The following is a 24,797-nucleotide window of genomic DNA, read 5'->3' on the forward strand; positions in this document are numbered from 1 at the left end:
GTGGTACAGCTTAAGGACATGGAGCAAGCAATTCAATGAACTTTAGGAGGGCATTATGGAAGGCAAGTTACGGATTTTTGCAGGCTCTTCCAACCCGGTACTGACGCGGCAAATTTGCGAGCGGCTGGGGGTTGAACCAGGTAGAATCACTTTGTCCCGCTTCAAGAGCGGCGAGATTTATGTTCATTATGAAGAGAGCATCCGCAATTGCGATGTGTTCCTGGTCCAATCTCTGGCGCATCCGATTAATGAGCTGTTTGTTGAATTGCTCGTGATGATAGATGCTGCCAAGCGGGCATCGGCCCGAACGATCAATATCATTATGCCTTATTACGGCTATGCGAGGCAGGAGCGCAAATCGGCTCCGCGCGAGCCGATCTCGGCCAAGATGGTAGCCGATGTACTTACTACAGCCGGAGCAAGTCGGGTTGTAACTATCGACCTGCACGCGGCGGCCATCCAGGGCTTCTTCAACATTCCTGTCGATCATTTAACCGCGCTGGATTTAATGACAGATTATCTGAAGTCACAAAATATCGCTAACCCGGTCGTCGTATCTCCGGATGCAGGACGAGCCTCGATGGCAGAGAAACTGGCCAGCGGTCTTGATGCTCCGTTTGCGATCATGATCAAGAAGCGTCCAGCTCATAACGAGTCGGTCATTACGCATGTCATCGGTGATGTAGAGGGCTATACGCCCATCATTATCGAGGATTTGATTGATACGGGTACAACGATTGTCAATGTGGCCCAGGGATTGAAGGATCGCGGAGCAAGCGAAGCTATAGTGTGTGCGACGCACGGCCTGTTCTCAGACCATGCGGAAGAGCGGCTGCGTCATCCTTGGATCTCCCAAGTGGTTGTTACGGACTCGATTGCTCAACCGGATCAACATGGTCCGCATGTTACTGTCCTATCCGTAGCTCCCATGCTGGCGCGGGCAACGCAATATATTCTTGATGGCGGTTCGATCGCTACGCTGTTCAAAGACCAGGGCATATAATAAGCTGACATATAAGCCTACCCTGGGCTTTGCAGTAAAATCTGGCATGTTCTATTATGAAATCGAATACAAGTATTGTAGAGTATTCGATTCCCGGACTTAGTGGACTTCATTCCTCTTTGGAATCGTATAGAATCCGGGCCGTAGCAATAGTGCTGATTATCGCAATATCGCTGCCGTAAAAATCCCCGCTATTTTTGGAACCCCCATATATTTCTAAATAGTTACTAGCCAGTATACCAAGCCACCCATACATGCTACTAAGAACGCGATTGCGATTAGAATAATAATTATATTTCCCCAGAAGACCTCTACCACAAATTATTCCACCCTTTCTAATAAATCTATGGCTAATAATTATTTTCCCATTTAGGTTGGGCTACAACGCTTAAATATTAGATTTATCATGCCTTTTCAGTTAACACCCGTAATTCTCCAGCAGTATTTATCATGGGAGGACGGGGCTGGCTGTGTTATACTGTGAAATGGATAGTTATAAGAATAGGTCATTTTGAACAAGTATTTTACAAGAATGAATGAAGAAGGAGGTGCCTTGTTTGAAGGAGACCAGGCAACCTGGGAGAAGCAACAGGTCCAAAGTGCTGCCTATATCTATGGATGCTGGCTTTTTCTTTGAGAGAGCTGTCTCTTCGTTGGATCGTTTTCACTATGACAAGGCATTGAAGTATTTTCGCAAAGCAGTAGAGTATGAACCGGATAATCCGGTCAATCATTGCAATATGGCAGGCATCCTGTCGGAGATGGGCGATTACGAGGCTTCAAACGATGCTTTGTCCGTTATATTGGAGAAGATCGATCCTGCGATGACAGAGTGCTATTTTTATATGGCAAATAATTATGCGAATATGGATATGTTTGAAGAAGCGGAGAACGCCCTGATTACTTATTTGGAAGAGGACCCGAACGGACAATTTCTGGCCGAAGCTGAGGAAATGATGGAGCTGCTTCAGTACGAGCTTGAACGTCCTGCAAAAGTGACGAAGATCAAGTCATTGGCCGGCGTTCTGGAGCATGACCGAGCCCGCGATCTGTTAGAGCAGGGGAAATTCACCGAAGCTGTGAAGCTGCTGGAGAGCATCGTGGAGGATCAGCCCGATTTCTGGGCGGCGCGCAATAACCTGGCTCTGGGCTATTACTATATGGGGCAATGTTCTAAAGCGATTGAGACAATATATGGGGTGCTTGAGCAGGAACCTGGCAATTTGCACGCTTTATGCAATTTGGCTATCCTGTATCAGCATGAGGGAGAGACTGCATTGCTGCAGGAGCTTGAGCATAAGCTTCGCAAGATTATTCCCTTCCATCAAGAGCATCTCTTTAAAATAGCGACGACGATGGGAGTGCTTGGCTCACATGATGTGGCATACAGACATTTTCGGCGTCTACTCAAGGACGAGGATTTAAGGCTGGATCCTGCGCTTTATCATTATACCGCTGTAGCCGCCTGCAATATCGGGCGGTTTACGGAGGCCAGGGTGTTATGGCGTCACGTAGACAGGCTTGACCCGGACAGTGGAGTATCCGAGTATTACTTAAGCCAGATGGAAAAGATGAAGGCAGGAACGATACCGATACCGACCCATTATCATTATCATCTCCCGTTTGAGGAGCAGATCAAGCAATGGGAGCTGCCGGGGGAAGGGGTTCCCGCAGATCTAGCCGATAATCCATTGGTCCGATCCTCTTTCTTCTGGGCCCTGCGTTATGGAGATAATCGAACCAAGCTTCAAGTGATTCAAGCTTTTGGACTTATAGGTGATCATGAAGTGGAAGAGGCGCTGAAGTCGTTCCTGCTGGAGCCGAATGAAGACCTGTATCTAAAGGATCTGGCGCTTTATGTACTGCGTAGTCTCGGCGTTAATTATGAATTGCCCGTATGTACCGGGGAAGCCACGCTTATGATAGACCCGAGCCGAACTTCGCCGCAGCTTCCAATCTGGAAGCGCGAGTGGCAGGCCGTATTGGACTTGGCTAGTGAGCATATGCGCAGCAGCGCAGATATCCAGCAGCAGCATGACTTGGAATCATTATGGGTGCAATATTTGAACTTATCTTATCCTGATACCCCATCGATTTCACATATTGAGGGCTGGGCCGCCGCGTTGGAATATCTCACAGCGAAAATGAATCACCGTTCGATGTCCTATGAGAAGATCGCGGAACGGTACGGTATTTCATCTTCGACGGTGAGGAGATATTGCCGCCGGATTGATGAGGTATGCGGGGCAGAGGACGCATTGAAGACGATCTTCCCGATGTGTAAATAACAATTGAAATCATTCTGTATCCTAATATAAGCCGATTTCTTCCTCCTGATTTTATGGGGAGCGAAGGATCGGCTTTTTACGTCTCCATGTATCCATGAGGGAGAATGGGATGAAACTTATGTCCGGGCAGAATATAAAACGCCTGGCGGAACAATCCTATTCTATATCTGAGTCTATGTATGCCAAATGAATATATCTCTTGATCGAGAGGGGATTAACCATGTATAAATCAATTGTAATTGGCACAGGTCCATCCGGCCTGACGGCAGCGATCTATCTGGCGCGAGCTAATCTGAATCCATTGGTAATCGAGGGGGTTCAGCCTGGAGGACAGTTAACGACGACGACAGAGGTAGAGAACTTTCCCGGCTTTCCCGAGGGCATTCTGGGACCGGAGCTGATGGAACGGATGCGCAAACAGGCTGAGCGCTTTGGCGCAGAGTTCAGAAATGGATGGGTGGAGAAGGTGGATTTCTCAAATAAGCCATTAAAACTGACTTTGGAAGGTGGAGAAGAGCTTACTGCGGAGACGGTAATCGTGTCTACGGGGGCTTCAGCCAAATATCTGGGCATCCCCGGAGAGCAGGATAATGTCGGACGTGGAGTAAGCACCTGTGCGACCTGCGACGGCTTCTTCTTCCGCGGCAAGCGAATTATCATCGTTGGGGGCGGTGATTCAGCCATGGAGGAAGCGGGATTTCTGACTCGGTTCGCTACGAGCGTCACGGTGGTTCACCGCCGCGATGAGCTTCGCGCTTCCAAGATTATGCAGGAACGGGTACGGAAGAATGAGAAGGTGAAATGGGCGCTGAACCGACTACCGCTCGAGGTTGCTACAGATGCTGGAGGCGCCGTGATTGGCTTAAAGGTGCGTAATAACGCGAACGGGCAGGAGGAGCTGATTGAAGCGGAAGGAGTATTTGTCGCCATCGGTCATACTCCGAATACAAAGTTCCTGGAGGGTGCGGTAAAGACGGATGAACAAGGTTACATCATCGTTGCGCCAGGCACAACCAGAACAAGCAGCCCGGGGGTATTCGCTTGCGGCGATGTACAGGATACCCACTATCGCCAGGCGATTACGGCCGCAGGTTCAGGCTGCATGGCTGCAATGGATTGCGAGAAGTACCTGGAAGGAGATATGGTCCATGACTGGAGCAAGATGCTCTAGTGCGATAAGAGGGATTGCAAAAATGAAGGAGGAGCTTTATATCCAACCCTTTTCTTCTGCGGTTCGGACAGCCTCCATGCGATTTTTGGCCTCAAGTTTATTAATGATCTCGGATATATAATTGCGCACCGTACCGTAGGATAGATGCATCGACTTGGCAATATCCGCGGCGCTGCCTCCTTGGGCAGCCAATTTGAGAATATCGATCTCTCTGGCTGTTAATGGATTCTCATTGTGCAAGCTGCCGAAGATGAGTTCTGGCGAGACCTCGCGATGCCCTGCCATAACGCGGCGGATCGCTTCAGCTATTCTGTCGCTGGGCTCATCCTTAAGCAAGTAGCCATGGATATTCGCCTTGATGGCCCGCTCGAAATAGCCCGGGCGCGCGAAGGTTGTTAGAATAATAACGCGGCTGGGCAGAGCCTTGGCCTGTATCTTTTCTGCGACATCCAGACCGCTAAGCTGCGGCATCTCAATATCCATGAGACAGATGTCCGGCTGAAGCTGGCAGATCAGCTCCAGCGCCTCTGCGCCGTCCGATGCCTGTCCAACAACCTCAATATCGTCCTCAAGGTCAAGTAGTGAAGCCAGAGCGCCGCGCAGAAGGCGCTGATCTTCTGCGATAAGGATCTTAATCATGCGGTCTCACCATCTTCCCGTTCCTTAATAATTTGCGGTATCGTCACCGTCATAATCGTTCCTTGTCCGGCTCCGGAAGCGACCGACAGGGAGCCTTCAATAAGAGACAGCCGCTCGCACATGCCATTCAGTCCATTGCCATATCTGATCTCTGCAACATCCTGCTGTACAGGACCAACTCCGTTATCCTCGATTTGAACTGTAATTTTTCGCTCTGTTCTTGTTATCGTAATCTGGCAATGCGTTGCTTGGCTATGCTTGACGATGTTCGTAATCCCTTCCTTGATACAGAGGCTAATGATGTTCTGATTCAAGAGGGCGACATCCTCCAGCGTTGCATCTCCTTCGATCTCCAGCTTAATATTCGCCACCTTTAATAACTCAGCCGCTTCAGCCAGTTCCTCGACAACGGTGATAGCTCTCATATCGGAGACAAGCTCCCTCACTTGCTTTAGCGCGGCCCGTGAGGTCTGATAGATTTCCCTCGCCTCATTTTGGGCACGCTGTGGATCTTTGATCGTCATTTTCTCAACCAGTTGACTCTTCAATATAATTAGCGACAAGGTATGCCCCAATGTATCATGCAGGTCACGAGCGATACGAACCCGTTCTTCCCGCTTGACGAGCTCCTTAATTCGCTCATTGGCTTGATCCAGCTCTTTCTCCAACTGTTGCCGCCGGTTCATGGAGCGAATGCCAAACGGAGAGACCAGCATAATAAGGAAGAAGGGGAGGCTGAACACCAGCTCTTGAAGATGAACTTGCTTCACTAGAAGGGCTACCGGTATTAATTCTACGGCGGCAAAGGCGATCATTGCGATCTTGAATTTTCGCTTATCGGTGAACCAGCCGATGAAATTGGCGGTATAGAAGCCCATATAGAGGTTATAGAAGCTGTAGAATCCGCTCATAATGGCGATAATCAGCATCTGCAGTGCAAGCCAAAAGGAGAAGCTTCTCCCCGTGGCGAAATACAATTGACGATACGTCAGGACGAACAAGCCGATCATCATATAACCGATCATCAGCTTGATCCCGGATTCATTCTGAATGTTGATGACCGGCAGAATGATATAAATGAGCCATATATAAGGGAAGAATCCATATTTTCTGGGGAACATTCAGAGAACTCCTTCCTGCCGTAGCATTTACGATTAGATGGCTTCCTGCTTCTTTCTTGTATATATGGATATTATCATAAATAGGAGGAAGTAACCTGCCAATATGAGGATATTGCTCCATTCCGGTGGATTTCCCTGAACAAGCTCCCAGGCTCCATTGCCGAAGTTGTAGGAAGGCAGCCATTTACCGATATTTTGCATAATATTGGGCAATATCTCGAGCGGCATCCACATTCCGCCCAGGAGGGCCATCACCAGATAGATGGCATTGCTTATACCAGAAGCGGTATCGACCCGCTTCATACAGCCGACAAGCGTACCCAGCGCCAGGAAGGGCAGGGAGGCAATGAGAATCCACAGCCCGCAATAAATCCAGGTTAATGCAGGCAAAGAGACGCCGTTGATCAGGTAACCTGCTGCAAAAATGAAGATGATCGAGGTCAGATGCATAATCGTCTGTCCGAACATTTTGCCCAGGAAATATATCGCTCCCGGCAGCGGAGTTACACGCATATAGGTGCTCCAGCCATGGTTGCGTTCCTGGACGATGCGTATGCCCAAGGTCATAATCGCCGAGCCCATGACACTGAAAGTGGCCATCGACATGAGGTAGTGATTGTTCCAGGCCGCAGCATCGGTAGCTCCGGTGCTTATAATACGTGTAAAAAGAAAATAGAAGATGATCGGCATAGCCAGCGACCAGAATACATAATAGGGATTGCGAAATATCCGCAGCAGCTCCATTTTAAATTGCGTAATTACCAGCTTCATATAGCGGTCTCCTCCTGGGTCGTCGTTAACTGTTCAAATACTTCATCAAGGCTTCCTGAATGAATCTTTATATCCCGGACAGGCAGTTTGGCTGCAAAAATGGCTGCAAGCGCGGCATCGGTGTTGTCGGCGGATACATAAATTCTTCCGTCCCGGTCATAACAGTTCGTAACCGGTGGCAATAAGCTGAGCTTGGACCGAAGTTCCGGTCCGTCCTGGTCAGATAGAAAAGATAGAGAGCTATGGATAATCCTTGATTTAATCTCCCCTGGAGTTCCATCAGCAACGATCGAGCCCTGGTTGAACAGGATGATGCGGTTCGCCGTATCATCGGCCTCCTGCAAATAATGGGTAGTGAACAGAATCGTCTTACCTTGCTTGGCCAGCTTATGCACCGTCTCCCAGAAACGGCGTCTTGCCATGGTATCGAGACCCACGGTAGGCTCATCGAAGAACAGTACCTCCGGGTCGCCGGCCAATGCCATGGCGAAGCCCAGGCTGCGCTTCTGTCCGCCGGACAGCTTCTCGGTATAGCGGTTCAGGTCGCCGGTGGTTAGACCGGTGAGGTGAATAAGGAATTCCATGTCCATGGGATTCGGATAATAGCTGCGAGTCAGTTCGAGAATCTCTCGCACCTTCAAGCGATCCATGATGCTGACATGCTGCAGCATGACTCCGATCCGTTCTCTGACGGACCGTTCTTTGGGCGAGCGGCCAAACAGCTTGACCGTTCCCCGGGATGGCTCCAGCAGGCCGAGCATCATCGAGAGAGTGGTCGTCTTGCCGGCTCCATTAGGGCCAAGGATCGCCGTAACCGAGCCCGGTTCGATTTGAAATGATACATCATTTACCGCTATTCTATGGTTAAAGGTTTTGCTCGTGTGATGCAGTTCAATAATAGGATTCAAGATATTCGCCTCCATCATTTATGGTACTTGTTTAGCTTTGATGCCTGTGCATGCCTGTTTCAAATCAGGCTTTCAGCATAAAATTGTATGCCCCCGGTGTGCGTTTTTGCATAACGCATTCGTTTTGATTAATCTCTATAATCTAAAGATATAGATTTTTCAAAAACCTTAGTAGTAAGCTTTGTCATGACTTCAAAGTGACAGATGTCATAAATATGAATCGGATGCTCTATTTTAACTTGATTCTCGAGGAGGCTAATGATGAAGACGAGAAAATCGATCTACGAACTGGTGGAGACAAGCGATACTTTACCGTTTGATGTCTCCTTGCATAGTGTGAATTATGTACCGAGCCACTGGCATAACAGTGTGGAGATGATCTTTGTCCTCCGCGGAAGCCTGGAAGTGACGGTAGGTCATAAGCAGCAGACATTGTCAGAGGGCGATGTAAAGCTGATTAATTCCGGGCATGTGCATGAGGTCATTGGCTTCCATAACAATATCATCGCGACCTTTTTAATTCCGGATACCTTTATTAAGGGGAATATCAAAGGCGTGGAGCATGTTTACTTCGATTGTGATTCCAGTACAGCGGGCAAGGAATCGCGCCCTGCTCTGGATCGTATTCGTCAGCTGCTGGCGGAGATGGTACAGATGACATATAAAAGAGGCGAGGTATACGAGCTGGAAATGCGGATTCGTATGCTGAGTGTGTTTTCGATTCTGATGCAGCGTTTCCGGGCAGAAGAGTCGGAGGGGGAAGGTGCGATTAAGGAGAAATATATGGATCGCATGCTGCGCATTATCAACTACATAGAAGAGCATTATCAAGAACCGATCACGCTGCAGGAAATTGCGGAGCAGGAATTTTTATCGGTGCCGTATTTATCGAAGTTCCTGAGCGAGCAGATCGGCCTCAATTTCCAATCCTTCGTAAGTGGAATACGCTTGAAAAATGCGGTGGACGACATGCTTAATCATATGGAGACGCCGGTCCATGAAATTGCGCTGAAGCACGGCTTCCCCAATTCGAAATCGTTCTATACTGTGTTCAAGAATCGCTATCACTTGACCCCAAGCGAATACCGCAAGCAGTACAATCCAGCCATGGGGAAGGCGAATGAGAGAATATCGCAGGGCTATCTCGCCTTCAATAGGGCCAGCGCGCTGGGCATCATCAACCAGTATTTGCAGCGGAGCCAATCCGGTCAGGAGCTGCAGGTTCTGGGAATCGAAGCAATGAACCAGACTGTTGACCTGTCGGTACAGGGGCGTCAGCTGCGGCATACCTGGAGGAATCTCATTACGATCGGAAAGGCCAAGGAAGGGCTGCATGAGGATGTACAGAATCAGCTGCGTTATTTACAGCAGCGCTGCCCTTTTCGAGAAATTCGCTTCCACGGGATTTTTGATGACAGCATGATGATTTACCGCGAGGATGAGGGGCAGCCTCATTATAACTTTCGCTTTGTAGACCAGCTGTTTGACTTCCTGCTATCCATCGGTTTGAAGCCGTTTATCGAGTTAGGGTTTATGCCTTCTGAGCTTGCGGCTGAACAGAGCAAGTCGGTATTCTTCATCCCCAGCTTCGTGAGCGGACCAAGCTCCATAATACGCTGGTGTGAGCTGTTGGATCGATTTCTGCGCCACTGCATTAATCGGTATGGCCGTGAAGAAGTGGAGAGCTGGAAGCTGGAATTCTGGAATGAACCGGAGCTGGCCGTATTTTGGCCGGGGACAGTGGACGAGTACAATGAATTCTACCTGCATTCGTATCGTACATTAAAACGGGTCTCAGACAGGTTGCAGATCGGTGCTCCAGGGCGGATTATCTCGATGGACACGGCGGCGTATTTTCACAATTTCATTTCATTTTGCCAGGAGCATGATTGTTTGCCTGATTTTCTTCCGGTTCATTTCTACCCCCATGAGGATCTGATCGAGAATGACCATCGCAAATTAGAGCATTTGTATACCGTAAACGACTTGTCCTTCCGCGTTGTCATGGAGCAATTTGTGTCGATATCACCGAACCCGGATATTCTCCGCGATATGTTGAAGCATGAGAAGAGGATGCTGGATGATCTGGGATTATCTCACCTCGATCTCTATTTGACAGAGTGGAACTCTACGGCATACCATCGTGAGCTCACGAATGATACGCTATATAAGTCGGCTTATATCGCGAAGAATATCGTTGAGAATCTGGATAGCATCGAAGGCTTCGGGTACTGGGTGCTTAGTGATAATATCGAAGAGACGCCGGCCTCGGAGCATTTGTTCCATGGAGGTCTTGGTCTGATTGCCCAATACGGAATTCCCAAGGCTGCGATGACAGCTTACGAGCTTTTGGCCAGGCTGGGGGATCGGCTGCTGGTTCAAGGCAATGGTTATGTCGTAACCGAAGCTAGCGGCAGTTATCAAGTGTTAAGCTATAATTACTGCCACTTCGATGATCTGTATGCGATGGGGGATAACTCATTTATTAACGCAACGAATCGTTATAACGGATTTAAGCATGAGAAGGTCATTAAGCTGGAGCTGGATCTTCAAGGGATTCCGGAAGGCAAATACCGGATGGAAACCTACTCGGTATCACGTCAGCAAGGCAGCAGCTATGATGAATGGGTCAGGATGGGAGCGCCGGATTATGTAACGGAAGAGGATCGTATCTATTTGACCGCCGCTTCACGTCCCCGGAGGCATGTACAAGAGCTTGAAATTCATGGCGGAATGACTTATATAGCGCAGCTTGAGCCGCATGCAATAGAATTGATGGTGCTGACGCCTCTGCTTTAACGGACAAGGAGGTTTATCGGGAGTATGTCGTTATTTAATGTCCTTTCCGAATCAGAGTGAAGCGCTTGCATAAAAATGATTAAATATGAACATACAAGAAGCTAATTCAGCGCCTGTCAGAAGACGGGCGTTGTTTTATATCATAGAAGTATGAAAGCGCTATCAAATATTTATTTATTATAAGGGAGGTCCTTCAAATGGCTGAGTCCAAAATAAAAGGGCAGGTCGTAACACCGTTAGGAAGATTAACAACCGGCATCATGCTGGGTTACGGGTTAATGATGTTAGCGCTAATGACTCCGGCAGTTCTGCTGCTTACTTTTAAAATGATAGAGATTGATCCCGATGGATATACCTCATCCTACGGCCTGGTCGCCGGTATCGGTGCTTTCTTTGCCCTGATTGGCAATCCGCTTGGCGGTGCGATCAGCGACCGGACGAATATCGGGTTTGGCCGCCGCCGCACCTGGATTTTTATCGGTTCCGTGATCGGTAGTCTGGCCTTGCTCTGGGTAGGCACAGCTACTCAGGTGTGGCAGATTATCATTGGCTGGTCCGTTGCGCAATTGTTCTTCAACTTTGCTATGGCGGCCTATACCGCGCTCATACCTGACCAGGTCAAGCAGGAGAAGCAGGGGACAATCTCGGGCCTTATTGGCCTGATTCTGCCAATTGCTATGACGGTGGGCATGGTACTGATGATGTTGATGCCTAACGTATCCTCGGTTACGAAGTGGACTTTGCTGGGTTCTCTGGGAATTATCGGACCGGTAATCAGCTGCTTCTTCATCCGCGATGGCAAGATAGAGATCGAACGGGCTCCTAAAGAGCGGATTCCCCTGGGTGAGAAGCTGAGCAAAATTTATCCAAGTCCGCGGAAGTTTCCGCATTTCACCTGGGCGCTGGTTTCGAAGTTTCTGCTTATGATGGGCTATTGCAGCACTCTTTATTTGACGGTCATGCTGGTGAATCGAATGGGCTTCTCGGAGACACAAGCAACGAATAGCGTGGGGACAATCAACATTATATCCATGCTGGCTATGGCGTTAACAAGCATCTTCGGCGGTGTTCTATCCGATAAATACCGCAAGCAGAAACCGTTCCTGTATGGCTCCGCTTTTATTATGATTATCGGCCTGCTGATGTTTGCCTTTGTTCCGAACTACATCATGTTTGTTATCGCTGCAGCGATTATCGGTTTAGGCGGAGGTTGCTTTACGGCAGTCGATATGGCTCTGGTCGCTCGCATTTTGCCTCGCAAAGAGGATTCGGCCAAGGACTTCGGCTTAATGAATGTCGCTAATGCCTTGCCGCAATCGATTGTGCCTGCAATCGCGCCGGTTCTGCTGGGCATCGGCGGTTGGTCATTCTTCTACGTTGTACTGGCGCTCTGCGTAGTGCTTAGCATGATGGCGGTTAAGCCATTGCCTGAAATTGGGCAGAAGTAATTCGGCGATTATTCCGTATCGATGGAACCAGAGTAAATTATGAAGGAGGATTCTTAAGTTATGACACAAAATTTAGATAGAAATATACAGGCGATCATCTCTCAAATGACAACAGAAGAGAAAGCAAGTCTCTGCTCCGGCCTGAATATGTGGCAGACCAAAGCGGTGGAAAGGGTTGGTATTCCTTCCATCGTGATGACCGATGGTCCACATGGTCTTCGCAAGCAGGCAAATCCGGGCGATATGTCCAGCAAGAGCGTACCGGCAACCTGTTTTCCTAGCGGTGCGGCATTGGCCTCATCCTGGGACCGTGAGCTTATTCAAGAAGTCGGACGCGCGCTCGGCGAGGAATGTCAGGCGGAGGACGTTCAGATCATTCTCGGCCCGGCTGTAAACATTAAGCGTTCACCGCTTTGCGGACGCAACTTCGAGTATTTCTCGGAGGACCCGTTCCTCGCATCGGAAATGGGGGCCCATCATGTATTGGGTGTGCAGGAGCAAGGCGTAGGCACCTCTGTGAAGCATTTTGCAGCTAATAACCAGGAGACGCTGCGCAACTCGATCAATACGATTGTGGATGAGCGTACTTTGAACGAGATTTATTTACGGGCTTTTGAAGGGACGATTACCAAGGCCGATGCCTGGACGGTTATGTGCGCCTATAACCTCGTGAATGGGGAGTTCTGCTCGGAGAATGAATATCTGCTGACGGATGTATTGAAGAAAAGATGGGGCCATCAAGGGTTTGTGATGACCGATTGGGGCGCTATTAACGAACGCGTCAAAGGGCTTGAAGCGGGACTTGAGCTGGAAATGCCTTATAGCGGGCCGGATCGCGATCAGATGATCGTTGACGCTGTAAAATCAGGCAAGATGGATGAAGCCGTGCTTGATCAAGCGGTTGAACGGCTACTGAACGTCATCTTCAAGACCTATGATGCCCGGAAGGAAGGCTTCTCTTACAACAAACAGGAGCATCACGCGCTGGCAAGGCGAACGGCTGCTGAATGTATGGTTTTGCTTAAGAATGAAGATAGGCTGCTGCCACTTGATCCGCAGCGGTCGGTGGCTGTGATCGGCGCCTTTGCAGCAAAACCTTGCTATCAAGGCGGAGGCAGCTCGCATATTTCCCCGACGCAGTTGGACGATGCTCTGGATTCAATCCGTGAAATCGTCGGCGACGGGGTCGGGTTTGCCGAGGGCTATCATTTGAATCAAGATGTCGTTGATGAAGCTCTGATCGCTGAAGCGGTTCAACTTGCAGCCGGCAAGGATGCAGCAATTATATTCGCGGGGCTGCCAGACAGCTTCGAATCAGAGGGCTTTGATCGTAAGCATCTGGATATGCCGGAATCCCATTGCGAGCTGATCCGCAGGGTTGCCGAGGTACAGCCGAATACGATCGTGGTACTATCCAACGGCGCACCGGTAGTTATGCCTTGGCTGGATTCCGCCAAAGCGGTTCTTGAGGGGTATTTGGGCGGGCAAGCCGGCGGAGGCGCCGCAGCGGATATTCTCTTCGGCAAGGTGAACCCTAGCGGTAAATTGGCTGAGACCTTCCCGGCCAGCCTGAAGCAAACTCCGGCCTACTTGAACTTCCCGGGAGGGAAGAGCGAGGTTAATTACGGCGAAGGCTTGTTTGTGGGATACCGCTATTACGAGGCCAAGGAGGAGCAGCCGTTGTTCCCATTTGGCTATGGCCTTAGTTATACCAGCTTCGCTTACGAAAATATCAGATTAAGCAAAGAGATTATGAAGGATAGCGATACGGCTGAGGTTATCGTTACTGTACGCAATACCGGAGATCGCGCGGGGAAAGAAATCGTGCAGCTCTATGTACAGCCGCTGGACAGCACGGTGGTAAGACCTGTGAAGGAGCTCAAAGGATTCGAGAAGGTGGAACTGCAAGCGGGAGAATCTACAGAGGTAAGCTTTACGCTCGACCAACGCTCCTTTGCTTATTTCAACACGGAAATCCATGACTGGTTCGCGGAAACGGGCTCCTATGATATCGTCATCGGTTCTTCTTCTGCTGTAACGCCGCTCAGAGCGACGATCAAAGTGGTATCCACGATGGTTCCATTCCGCAAGGTGACCCGTAATACGAAGTTCTATGAGCTGTTGGCTATCCCAGAGACCGTTGAATTTGCCGAGAAAGCGATGAATGACAGTCTCGAGAGCATTAAGCATATGGGAGCACTCTTCGCGGAGAGTATGGAGGACGGAGGTTTGCTTCTATTATTTGAAGAAGTAGCGAAATGGAAGAAATATGACGGACTGCGTTCCATGATCAGTTTCTTTGGCTCAGGTACATCGGAAGCGGATTTTCAGAAGCTCATTGATGATTTGAATCAGAAGCTAGGTCTGTAAGCAAATGATCCGGGCCAACTGTTGAGCCCGTCGACAAAATAGATAAATACGTGATAGGAGGAGTTTAAACGATGGGAGAGCAAGAGGATACTATCAAGCAAATTAGGTATGTACAAAATTCGGGAGGGCCAACGCTTGGGTATTCTACCTCGTCGGGTGTCCGGATTCTGGAACAGGACGGTCTCTTATTCAAGGACCTGAGCAAGGACGGCAAGCTGGATAAATATGAGGATTGGAGATTGCCAGCGGAAGAGCGGGCCAAGGACCTTGCCTCAAAAATGACCATAGAGCAAATCGCCGGTTTGATGCTGTACAGCAGTCACCAGAATGTGCCGGCAGCCAGCGGCGGTTGGTTCTCAGGCACTTATGGAGGAAAGAGTTACGAGGAGAGCGGTGCCAAGCCTTGGGAGATGACAGATGAGCAGATGGGTTTTCTCGCCAAGGATCATCTGCGTCATATTCTCGTCGCTGCGGTAGAGAGCCCGGAGGTGGCGGCCCGTTGGAACAACCAGGTTCAGGCCTTTGTTGAGGGAGTGGGCCTGGGGATTCCGGCCAACAATAGCTCTGATCCGCGGCATGGGACACAGACGAGTTCCGAGTTCAATGCCGGTTCAGGCGGCACGATCTCCATGTGGCCGGAGACGTTGGGCCTGGCGGCGTCCTTCGATTCGGACGTCGTGAAGCAGTTCGGCGAGGTTGCTTCCAAGGAGTACCGAGCGCTTGGTCTGACCACAGCATTGTCGCCGCAGATCGATATGGCGACTGATCCGCGCTGGTTCCGCTTCAACGGTACCTTTGGCGAGGACTCTAAACTCTCGACTGATTTGGCCAGGGCCTATGTAGATGGCTTTCAGAATTCCGAAGGCGAGAGTGAACTGGTCGAAGGCTGGGGCTATGATAGCGTTAATGCGATGGTGAAGCATTGGCCTGGCGGCGGTTCTGGCGAGTCCGGCCGGGATGCGCATTTCGGCAGCGGGAAGTATGCAGTTTATCCGGGCAATAACTTTGAAGAGCATCTGCTTCCTTTTGTAGATGGAGCCTTTAAGCTGGATGGCAAGACAGGGCAAGCTTCCGCGGTGATGCCGTATTATACGATTTCGACGGATCAGGATCCAGTCTATTATGAGAATGTCGGCAATTCATATAGCCGTTATCTGATCAAGGATTTGCTGCGCGATAAGTATGGTTACGAAGGTGTAGTATGTACGGACTGGATGATTACTGGCGATGAGACGAGTCGCGATGAGTTCCTGAGCGGTAAGTCATGGGGGGTTGAAGGTCTTACGGTAGCTGAGCGTCATTATAAGGTGCTGATGGCGGGGGCAGATCAATTCGGCGGAAACAATGATAAAGGGCCTGTGCTGGAGGCTTACCGGATGGGTGTGGCCGAGCACGGCGAAGCCTATATGCGCGAACGGTTTGAGCAATCCGCAGTGCGTTTGCTGCTTAATATTTTCCGCCTGGGGTTGTTTGAGAATCCGTACCTGGATCCGGTGTTAAGCTCCAAGACGGTCGGCCGACCTGAATTTATGCAAGCCGGTTATGATGCACAGTTGAAATCCGTTGTTATGCTTAAGAATAAGGAGAGTGTGCTGCCATTAGCAGCAAAGAGCAAAGTGTATATTCCAAAACGGTATATCGCAGCGGGCCATGACTGGTTCGGAAACCCGGTTGCAGAGAAGCTGGTGGACCCGGTGAATCTCGATATTGTGAGTCGTTATTTTACAGTCACGGAGAATCCGGAAGAAGCGGACTTCGCGTTAGTGTTTATCGAAGGCCCAAGCTCCGGGATGACCGGATACAGCCGTGAGGATGTGGAGCAGGGGGGCAACGGATATGTTCCATTAAGCCTTCAATATCGTCCATATACAGCCGAACATGCACGCGAGACGAGTCTGGCGGGAGATGCTCGTGATGGCGATGTATTGAATCGCTCCTATAAAGGTAAGACGGTATCGTCTAAAAATGAGTCGGATTTGGATATGGTGCTGGAGACGAAGAAACGGATGAATGGCAAGCCTGTCATCGTATCCCTGCGCCTCTCTAACCCGGCGGTTGTGGCGGAGTTTGAGCCTGAGGTCGAGGCGATTCTGGTCAACTTCGGCTTGCAGGATCAAGCGATCATGGATGTGATAAGCGGGGCCTTTGAACCTTCCGGCTTGCTGCCGATGCAGATGCCGGCCCATATGAGGACGGTGGAGGAGCAGCTTGAGGATGTGGCGCATGATATGGAGTGCCATGTGGATTATGAGCAGCATGTATATGATTTCGCTTATGGGCTGAACTGGAGCGGCGTAATCGAGGACGAACGGACAAAGAAATACGCCAAACGCTAAAATAAAACGGGCTATCCTGCACAAAGTTTTGGTGCAGGGTAGCCTTTTTTTATGTGTACTGAGCTGCGTATCTAAGGGGGCTTTGCTTGCCGCGACTATGCCGAAAACAAGCATGTAGAAGCGATCTTTTTAAATAAGCCGTCATTGTGCTCATTAAATATTAAAGCAGGTACTACGTTATTTTGATCTCTTTATATAGGGAAACGGAGTTGTCCCAAGTCATCTCTGGCGACTTATCGGACAACCCCGACGATTAGATTTCTTTACGCTGAAAATGGACGAGGCCAATGATCATGAAGACGATCAAGCTGCCTAACACGGTGATCATCAGACTCTCTAACGGGAGGTTGAAGGCTCCGAATTCCTTTTGCCCCGTAGGCATCATGGCTAACAAAGGTTGTGCCCATGGATAAAATGGAGCATATGTCGGTGAATTCACGATGAGCATGTTGGGTATTGTTAATGAGACATTCACGGCAAGTGGAGCAGCGAAGCTGGCCCAGCCCAGGGAGACACCAAGCTGTAGGGTAGCCAGCGGCAAGCAGGCGATCCATCCGCCGATCAGGCTGATAGCCAAGGTTCCCCAGGGGATATCGCCCAATATGCCATGGAACGCTCCGGTAATCAGGAAAGCCCCGAGCATAAGCAACTGGCAGAATGCTAACAAGCCGGCAACGATAGTTAGCTTGGCGAAATATACGGATGCGCGTGATACCGGCATGGCCAAGAGCTGCTTCCAGCCTCCGCCATTGTGCTCATAGCGGCAAATAGAGGCTGAGAGTACCCCGGTTATGATCGGCAGGATCAGCATGCCATGGAGCATAACCATGGAGGCAATTAACATCGGCCATGCTACCGGACCTGGCGGCAGATTGGCGAAGATCCCGATCAGACCGGCGAGGATGGGACTGACGATCAAAATAAGCCACAGACGCGACTTCGACATTTTAAGCTGTTCGGAAGATAGTATTCGCGCATAAGTCTGCATCTTAATCCACGTCCTTTTTATTAAAATGAACAAGGCCAATCAGCATAATAATCATCCCTACCCCAATGCCAGTACCGATGAACCAGAGCTGATGCTCGGAACGAAGGGCCATTATGGGCCAGTTCAACGGGAACCATTCGGAGAATTGCATGAGGAAGGGCGACATCAATGAGATTAGGACGCCTAGCGATACCGGCAACGTCTGATTTTGGAACGTAAGTGAAAGCCATAGCTGCAGGGACAAGACCGGCATAGTCGCCAGGAATGGGAAGAAGCCCATGGTAAGCAGGTCTTTCCAAGGCAACTGTGCATCGAATCCCAGCGACATCCCGAGTATGATCGTTCCGATCGACAGAACAATACAGGATACAAATAGGAGAAGCACGCTAAGTGTAAACTTACCGGCAAATACCGCTGTACGCGAGATAGGCAGCGCGAGCAGTTGCTTCCAGGAATTGAGCTGATGCTCGACATTAGCGATAAGCGAGCTGACTAATGTACAGCCTAAATATAAGGAGATTGGAACGAACATGGCGGTTTCCCCGATAAGACCCCCCCAGAGGTCGTCGGCATATCTTTTACCCAGGTAGTCGAAGCGAAGCCCGAAGTTCAGCGCTTCAATAGCTACCACTCCGAGCGGCGCAAGAATGATGAGAAGCCAAATTCCTTTGCCGCGGATTTTCAGGAAGTCAGCCGATAGCGAACGAAGCATCATGGCTAATTCCCCTCCCCGATAACCTGCATGAAGATATCCTCGAGTGATTTTCTCTCCTGCTCTACCCTGTATATATCATGGCCATTCTCTACCAGACGTTTGACTAACGCAGCGATCCTGGCGTCCTGCATATCCGGGAAGACCAATGTATTCTCCTCAAGGCCGCCGATAGAACCGAGATCCCGGGCAAGCCAAAGCGCCGATTCCGGCTCGGAAACCACAAGCTTGATATGATGGGAAGCCTTCATTTGGAGATTAGAGATTGTATCCTGGAACACCATTTGGCCTTCCCGAATAATGCCAACCGTTCCGGCCATTTGCTCAATTTCGCTCAGTAAGTGACTGGAGACCAGAACGGTAATGCCATACTGCTCCGGCATTCTTTTAATTAACTCACGGATCTCATGAATCCCCGATGGATCCAAGCCGTTCGTCGGTTCGTCAAGGATAAGCATCTCCGGGTTGCCCAGCAGGGAAGCGGCGATGCCAAGGCGCTGTCTCATCCCGAGTGAATAGCCTTTAACGGGTCGGCGTGCTTCTGAAGTTAATGAGACAATCTCCAGCACTTCGTCGATCCGGGATTTGGGTACGTCCAGGATCCGGCGCAGTGCTTCCAGATTGTCGATAGCGCTTAGATGGCCATAATAGGAAGGATATTCAACTAAAGAGCCGATCCGCTTCAGAATCGCCAATTTATCTTTACGCAAATCGCGGCCGAAGATGGAGATGGAGCCCGATGTCGGCTTTATCAGACCGAGCAGCATTCGAATCGTCGTTGTCTTGCCAGCCCCGTTGGGTCCCAGGAAGCCATATATATCCCCTTTTTTGATTTCAAGGTTCAATTGATTGACTGCGGCTCGTGCGCGATATTTTTTCGTTAGTCCCTTGGTTTGAATGACCATATCATTCACAATTAATCACCTCGGCTATCATATTACCGGGGCAAGTTTAAATGAAAGAAGGCCGAAGTTTAAGAATGGTTTAATTATTTGGAAGCCGCCAGATCCTTATAAGCGCGTGTTTAAAAGGTCCGGCTGAACTAAGGTTCCGATGTTAAATGGCTTCATGATTACCTTGCTATTAAAGTGGATTTTTTAAACCGCCTAAGATGAGTGGCTGACCGGATAAATATAAATGCGCGTGCCTGAATCTGTGGAGTCTATATCCAGAACTAGTTTCATTTGCTTCATTAAGAGGTCAACGATGGCCAGTCCAAGTCCCGCTCCCTTGGAAGGGGCGTCCGCGTGAAAGCCGGGGCCGTGATCGGCGATGACCAGGGCCATCCGTCCATATCTCTGTACAGTAGCAATGCCTACATATTTACCGGAGCTTGCATAGCGGTACAGGTTCTGGAACAGATTGTCCAGAATCCGACGGAATGCCTGCTCGTCCACTTCCCACACCAGCGGTTCATCGGGAAGATCAATGTCGATCGTAAGCTCTGCTTTCTCCCAGATCGGATACCAAGCGGCGGCGCTTACCCGGACTATGCGGAGTATATCCTGAGTTTTCGCCGACATGGCATACCGTCCGCTAGTAAGCAGATTGTAGGATAGCAGATGGTCAATCAGATGATCGAGGTCGCTGATCTTCGTCTTCATGAGTTGTACGGACTCATGTGCCTCTTCGGGCAGCGGTTGTTTATCCAGGGCATAGATATGCCCGGACAGTACGGTTAACGGTGTCCGTAAATCATGCGATAAATTATTGATCAAGTTCTTGCGCAGCTTCTCTTCCTCTTGTTCCCGCCGTTTACCTTCCTCCAGCTTGCCAACCATATGATTGAAAGCCTTCTCCAGGCTGCCGATTTCATCCGCGCGCCCTTCATCAATTCGTATCGGCAATCCATGCTTATTCGTACGCATCATGCCTGACTCCAGGTTAAGCAGCCGCTTGCGGATATTCCGGAAGAAGAGATAGGAGAGGAGCAGGAATATCGATAGCAAGATCAGCAAGAAGAGACCATAGAAACGGTTTTCGAATTCCCTGCCCTGCATCAAATAATGGCGAGGAATCTTCAAAACCATGAACCCTTCCCCTCCAGTCTTATCATCACCAATAAAAGCAACGACGCCAAAGTTTTTTTTATTGGATACCGTCTTCATGAATTGAATCGTATTCTCGGTAGACCATTTTGCGGGCAGATCGCTCTGTTCGGGTAACTGCAGACGCGTTCTCTCTGCACCATCCACCCAGAATAGAGAGGCCTGGGGATATTTCTCCTTAATCTCACGCAGCTTGGCATCTATCTCTTCCGGAGCTTTATGACCGCCAAGCTGCTTGGCTTCGTTATGCCACATCTTTTCCAGATCATCTGAATTGTATCCTAGAGGCTGTTCCACCTGGTGCTCAGGGAAGAAATAGTAATTCACAGTGAAGGACAGAACGAGACCGGCAGGAACCGCCACCGGAATGAATAGAAAAGCAATCGCGATGATCAGAACGTATCTGGATAGCAGCGAATTGCGAAATTTCGGCTTGTTCCAGTGATGCTGTCTCATGACCGCACCCGGTAACCGATGCCGCGAATCGTCTCAATAATCTCAGGGGCTGCTGGGTCGCGTTCGATTTTCTCCCGCAGATGGCGGATGTGCACCATTAATGTCTTGTCTCCGTCCAGATAGGGCTCTCCCCAGACGCCTTCGTATATTTGTTCCTTGGTTAAAATTTGTCCGAGATGCTGCAGTAGGAATTGAAAGATGTGAAACTGTTTACCGGTCAAAATAATCTCTTTTCCGGTATCCTGATTCACGATGATATTCTCCTTCTCGTGAATGAGTAAGTGGCGCAGCTGTAATGGCGCAGCCGATGGAGCCCCGCTGCGGCGCAGCAATACTTCAATCCGGGCTGCCAATTCTTCAGGATGAAACGGCTTCGTCAAATAATCATCAGCGAACTGCAGACCATGAAGCTTGTCATCGATCGAGGCCCGAGCCGATAGCATCAGGATCGGGAGATGCGGGAACTGCTTCTTCAGACGTTGTCCGACGGTGAATCCATCAAGCCCCGGCAGCATGACATCGAGAATAACCAGATTGCTTGTCTCTGCTAGCTCCATGGCACGCTCTCCGCTAGTTAACCAGGTAACTTCATAGCCCCGGCTGCTTAATTCACCGCTAATAAAGGTTCCAATCTCCTGATCATCTTCTATATATAGTAAGTTTGCATTTGATACTGACATGTAAAATCCCTCCCGCCTCTATTGTGGCAAAACAAAGCCTAAAAATAAACATACATCATTATAAAACAATTTGTGATCCCAGTCACAAGGAGGCCAGGTAAGGTATGTTAAGTTTTAGCTGAGAACAGTTCTCAATGATTTTTGATAATAGGTTTGCGTTTAAGAAGACTTATTTTCCAGCACCAAAGCTTCTATTTACATTGACTAAGGTGGGATAGAGACATGGGCAAAGTTATCGATTTAAGCAAGACGGTCTACGAGCTGTGCTCATCCGATCCGGAAGTAATCGAGGTTATGGCGGAGCTTGGCTTTGAACAAATTACCCAGCCTGGCATGCTGCAGAGTGCCGGTCGCTTCATGACCATTCCCAAGGGAGCCAGATTGAAAAAGCTGGATATGGATGTAATTAAGAAGGCCTTTTTAGACAGAGGCTATAGCATAGAGGAATAGCGCTAAACCAATAGGCCTAGATCAGTATAAATCGGAGGGGAAGAATCGTGAGCGAACTCATTAATAATCGCGAGCAAGGAATATCGGAGCAGACGAAGAGGCAGGAGATGCTGAAAGAGATCATCAAGCAGCTGCATCAGGGCAAGAGTGTCGAGGAAGTGAAGGCCCGCTTTGAAGAGGCGGTAGGCGACGTAACGGTTGCGGAGATCTCGGCTATGGAGCATGCTCTTATGGAGGAAGAAGGTATTCCGGTATCGGAGGTACAGCGGCTGTGTTCGGTTCATACGGCAATATTCAAAGGATCGATCGAGGAGATTCACCGTTCCAGCAGACCTGAGGATCAGCCAGGCCATCCTGTGCATACCTTCAAATTAGAGAATCGGGAGATTGAACGGCTCGTTAACTTCAAGCTGGAGCTGCATCTGGATCAGTTCCGCAAGGAGGATGCTCCCGGGACGATTATCAAGCTGCTCGAGGATTTGGGGCTGCTGCTTGATCTTGACAAGCATTATAGCCGCAAGGAGAATTTGCTCTTCCCTTATCTGGAGAAATACGGGATTTTCGGCCCGACGAAGGTGATGTGGGGAGTGGATGATGTCATTCGCGCCATGATCAAAGAAGTGAAAGGCAAGCTAAGCGATTATAAAGGCAATCAGCAGGAATTGATTACCGATTTGGAGCTCGTTATTAGGGAAGTTAATGAGATGATCTTTAAAGAAGAGAATATATTGCTTCCTATGGCTTTGGAGAAGCTGACCGAGGATGAATGGCTGAAGATCGCCCGGGAGAGCGATCAGATTGGATTCTGTCTGACGGCGCCGGAGCAGGAGTGGATTCCCGAGCGGGTTCCTCTGGAAATAGAGAATACAGCTGTAGAGCCAGAACAGAGCAACGAAATCCCCCAGGGTTATGTAAGGTTCCAGACAGGGATTCTCTCTGTACAACAGCTTGAAGCGGTGTTGAATCATCTTCCAGTAGATCTTACCTTTATTGACGAGAACGATGTGGTTCGTTATTTCTCGCATGGCAAGGAACGGATTTTTGCTCGCACGAAGGCGGTAATCGGTCGTACGGTCCAGAATTGCCATCCGCCGCAAAGTGTACATGTTGTCAATCAATTGTTGGAGGATTTCAAATCCGGGAAGAAGGATGCCGAGGATTTCTGGATTCCATTGAAGGATAAATTCGTTCTGATTCGTTACTTTGCCGTGCGCAGCGAGGCTGGGGAGTACATGGGAACCTTGGAGTTTACCCAGAATATCGCGCCGATCCAGGCTATTTCCGGACAGAAAAGAATCATGTCTTGAACCGATGGACTGGATCATATGAAGAGCCGCTTTAGAGAGTTCACAAGCGTGAATTCCAAGGCGGTTTTTTATATTTCCACAATATGTGAATCGGATCACGTCCGTAAAAAGCCTTGTCCTTATAGGCTCTTACGGTGGTCCCCTTCTTGACCGAAAAGAAGGGTTCGCTTATAGTTGGTACGTAGGTATATCTTCATAAAAGTCATAATTTTAATTAAATCTTAAGGAACATTATAGAGGAAAAGGTGGCTTGTATCATGTCTGAAAAAATCTACATTGGCGTGGACCTGGGCGGAACGGCGATTAAAGTCGGAATTTGTAATGAAGAAGGACAGCTTCTGCATACGTATGAGGGACCGACTGAAGTGGATAAGGGCCCGGAGACGATTGTAGATAATATCGAGCGTTATGTGCGTCTCGTTGTAGAGCAATCTCCATTCGATTGGGAACAGGTAGCAGGTGTTGGTGCTGGTGTAGCTGGCTTTACCAATGTACGCGAAGGGATCATTATTTTTGCGCCGAATGTAGGTTTGAAAGACTTCCATATTCGCCAAATATTAGAGGAGCGTCTGGACAAGCCTGTTAAAATAGACAACGATGCTAACGTAGCGGCTCTCGGTGAAGCCTGGGGCGGCGCTGGCAAAGGAATTGATAACTGTGTGTGCTATACGCTTGGTACGGGCGTTGGCGGCGGTATTATTATCGATGGTAAAATATATCAAGGTTTCTCCGGCTTGGCTGGGGAGCTTGGCCATATGTCCGTAGTTCCGGATCTGGAAGCGATTCAGTGTGGCTGCGGCAAAATGGGCTGTCTGGAGACGGTCTCTTCGGCGACCGGAATTATCCGTATGGCCAATGATGCAGTAGCTCGTGGCGACCGTACAGAACTGGCGCTGGTTGAGAACATCACGGCGAAGGATGTATTTGATGCAGCTAAGGTTGGTGATGAGGTTGCCATGCGAATCGTTAATCGCGCAGCCTTCTATCTTGGCAAATCTCTTGCAGCTGTAGCTGTAGTGCTTAATCCGGAAGTATTTATTATCGGTGGCGGGGTATCGAAAGCCGGTGATATTTTGTTTAATGAAGTTCGCAGTGTATTTGCACAGCTTACACCGGAGCCTGTACAGGCCGGACTAAGGATTGAACCTGCTACACTTGGCAATGATGCGGGTATGGTCGGTGCAGCCGGTCTATTTCTCCGTTCATAAGAAATAGGGGCAACATGCATCTATCAGCTGCATAAAATATTACAAGAAGCAGAGATTCATATAGAGGTTGCTCAAGAGGTCCGCTTTTGATAAG

At 49.3% G+C, this 24,797-nt stretch carries 19 protein-coding genes; 10 read left to right on the top strand and 9 right to left on the bottom strand.

What is annotated here, in order from left to right:
• Positions 1-55: 55 nt before the first annotated feature.
• From DMN77_RS00140 to trxB, 3 genes are all read left to right on the top strand, one after another.
• Complete coding sequence (locus DMN77_RS00140; RefSeq protein WP_068779163.1) at positions 56-1,003, top strand: ribose-phosphate diphosphokinase; 948 nt, start codon at positions 56-58, stop codon at positions 1,001-1,003.
• A 557-nt stretch (positions 1,004-1,560) separates the two neighbouring features.
• On the top strand, positions 1,561-3,291 hold the full coding sequence (locus DMN77_RS00145) for a tetratricopeptide repeat protein (RefSeq protein WP_306294225.1): 1,731 nt from the start codon (positions 1,561-1,563) through the stop codon (positions 3,289-3,291).
• A gap of 220 nt (positions 3,292-3,511) precedes the next feature.
• A complete protein-coding gene (gene trxB / locus DMN77_RS00150) occupies positions 3,512-4,462 on the top strand; it encodes a thioredoxin-disulfide reductase (protein ID WP_179013014.1) in 951 nt (316 codons plus the stop codon).
• Positions 4,463-4,498: 36 nt separating this feature from the next.
• Here trxB and DMN77_RS00155 read toward each other — a convergent pair whose 3' ends face one another.
• From DMN77_RS00155 to DMN77_RS00170, 4 genes are read right to left on the bottom strand one after another with little or no spacing between them, the layout of a single operon-like run.
• Entirely contained in the window at positions 4,499-5,101 is a 603-nt protein-coding gene (locus tag DMN77_RS00155) for a response regulator transcription factor (protein WP_068779166.1), read from the bottom strand.
• Positions 5,098-6,222: a sensor histidine kinase gene (locus tag DMN77_RS00160; RefSeq protein WP_068779167.1), complete on the bottom strand. Its 1,125-nt coding sequence runs from the start codon at positions 6,220-6,222 to the stop codon at positions 5,098-5,100. Before DMN77_RS00160 ends, DMN77_RS00155 begins: the two co-directional genes overlap by 4 nt.
• A 33-nt stretch (positions 6,223-6,255) precedes the next feature.
• Complete coding sequence (locus DMN77_RS00165) at positions 6,256-6,993, bottom strand: ABC transporter permease (protein WP_179013015.1); 738 nt, start codon at positions 6,991-6,993, stop codon at positions 6,256-6,258.
• Positions 6,990-7,901 carry an ABC transporter ATP-binding protein gene (locus DMN77_RS00170; RefSeq protein ID WP_179013016.1) on the bottom strand — a complete coding sequence of 304 codons (912 nt, stop codon included), beginning with the start codon at positions 7,899-7,901 and terminating at the stop codon, positions 6,990-6,992. Before DMN77_RS00170 ends, DMN77_RS00165 begins: the two co-directional genes overlap by 4 nt.
• A 258-nt stretch (positions 7,902-8,159) precedes the next feature.
• Between DMN77_RS00170 and DMN77_RS00175 the strand changes: the two genes are divergently transcribed.
• The 4 genes from DMN77_RS00175 to DMN77_RS00190 all read left to right on the top strand — a co-directional run bounded on the left by DMN77_RS00175 (position 8,160) and on the right by DMN77_RS00190 (position 16,854).
• Complete coding sequence (locus DMN77_RS00175) at positions 8,160-10,700, top strand: GH39 family glycosyl hydrolase (protein ID WP_256872172.1); 2,541 nt, start codon at positions 8,160-8,162, stop codon at positions 10,698-10,700.
• Between the two features lie 197 nt (positions 10,701-10,897).
• The gene (locus DMN77_RS00180; RefSeq protein WP_068779170.1) at positions 10,898-12,148 is read left to right on the top strand and encodes an MFS transporter; all 1,251 of its coding nucleotides are present in this window, start codon (positions 10,898-10,900) and stop codon (positions 12,146-12,148) included.
• Positions 12,149-12,208: 60 nt separating this feature from the next.
• Positions 12,209-14,518, top strand: a complete 2,310-nt coding sequence (locus tag DMN77_RS00185; protein WP_179013017.1) for a beta-glucosidase family protein — start codon at positions 12,209-12,211, stop codon at positions 14,516-14,518.
• A gap of 71 nt (positions 14,519-14,589) precedes the next feature.
• Positions 14,590-16,854 carry a glycoside hydrolase family 3 protein gene (locus tag DMN77_RS00190; RefSeq protein ID WP_179013018.1) on the top strand — a complete coding sequence of 755 codons (2,265 nt, stop codon included), beginning with the start codon at positions 14,590-14,592 and terminating at the stop codon, positions 16,852-16,854.
• 253 nt (positions 16,855-17,107) lie between these two features.
• On the opposite strand, the gene DMN77_RS00195 is transcribed toward DMN77_RS00190, so the two are convergent.
• From DMN77_RS00195 to DMN77_RS00215, 5 genes are all read right to left on the bottom strand, one after another.
• The gene (locus DMN77_RS00195; RefSeq protein ID WP_068779173.1) at positions 17,108-17,842 is read right to left on the bottom strand and encodes an ABC transporter permease; all 735 of its coding nucleotides are present in this window, start codon (positions 17,840-17,842) and stop codon (positions 17,108-17,110) included.
• Between the two features lies 1 nt (position 17,843).
• Positions 17,844-18,557, bottom strand: a complete 714-nt coding sequence (locus DMN77_RS00200; RefSeq protein ID WP_068779174.1) for an ABC transporter permease — start codon at positions 18,555-18,557, stop codon at positions 17,844-17,846.
• A gap of 2 nt (positions 18,558-18,559) precedes the next feature.
• A complete protein-coding gene (locus DMN77_RS00205) occupies positions 18,560-19,468 on the bottom strand; it encodes an ABC transporter ATP-binding protein (protein ID WP_068779175.1) in 909 nt (302 codons plus the stop codon).
• A gap of 192 nt (positions 19,469-19,660) precedes the next feature.
• Entirely contained in the window at positions 19,661-21,058 is a 1,398-nt protein-coding gene (locus tag DMN77_RS00210; RefSeq protein WP_068779176.1) for a HAMP domain-containing sensor histidine kinase, read from the bottom strand.
• Positions 21,055-21,738, bottom strand: a complete 684-nt coding sequence (locus tag DMN77_RS00215; protein WP_068779177.1) for a response regulator transcription factor — start codon at positions 21,736-21,738, stop codon at positions 21,055-21,057. Before DMN77_RS00215 ends, DMN77_RS00210 begins: the two co-directional genes overlap by 4 nt.
• A gap of 222 nt (positions 21,739-21,960) precedes the next feature.
• Between DMN77_RS00215 and DMN77_RS00220 the strand changes: the two genes are divergently transcribed.
• The 3 genes from DMN77_RS00220 to DMN77_RS00230 all read left to right on the top strand — a co-directional run bounded on the left by DMN77_RS00220 (position 21,961) and on the right by DMN77_RS00230 (position 24,703).
• Entirely contained in the window at positions 21,961-22,188 is a 228-nt protein-coding gene (locus tag DMN77_RS00220; protein WP_068779178.1) for a DUF1858 domain-containing protein, read from the top strand.
• Positions 22,189-22,235: 47 nt separating this feature from the next.
• The gene (locus DMN77_RS00225; protein WP_068779179.1) at positions 22,236-23,495 is read left to right on the top strand and encodes a DUF438 domain-containing protein; all 1,260 of its coding nucleotides are present in this window, start codon (positions 22,236-22,238) and stop codon (positions 23,493-23,495) included.
• A 257-nt stretch (positions 23,496-23,752) separates the two neighbouring features.
• Positions 23,753-24,703 (top strand): ROK family glucokinase, encoded by a 951-nt coding sequence (locus DMN77_RS00230; protein WP_068779180.1) that lies wholly within the window; start codon positions 23,753-23,755, stop codon positions 24,701-24,703.
• The last annotated feature ends 94 nt before the right edge of the window (positions 24,704-24,797 follow it).

The sequence above is a fragment of the Paenibacillus sp. 79R4 genome, assembly GCF_013393165.1.
Taxonomy (GTDB): Bacteria; Bacillota; Bacilli; order Paenibacillales; family Paenibacillaceae; genus Fontibacillus.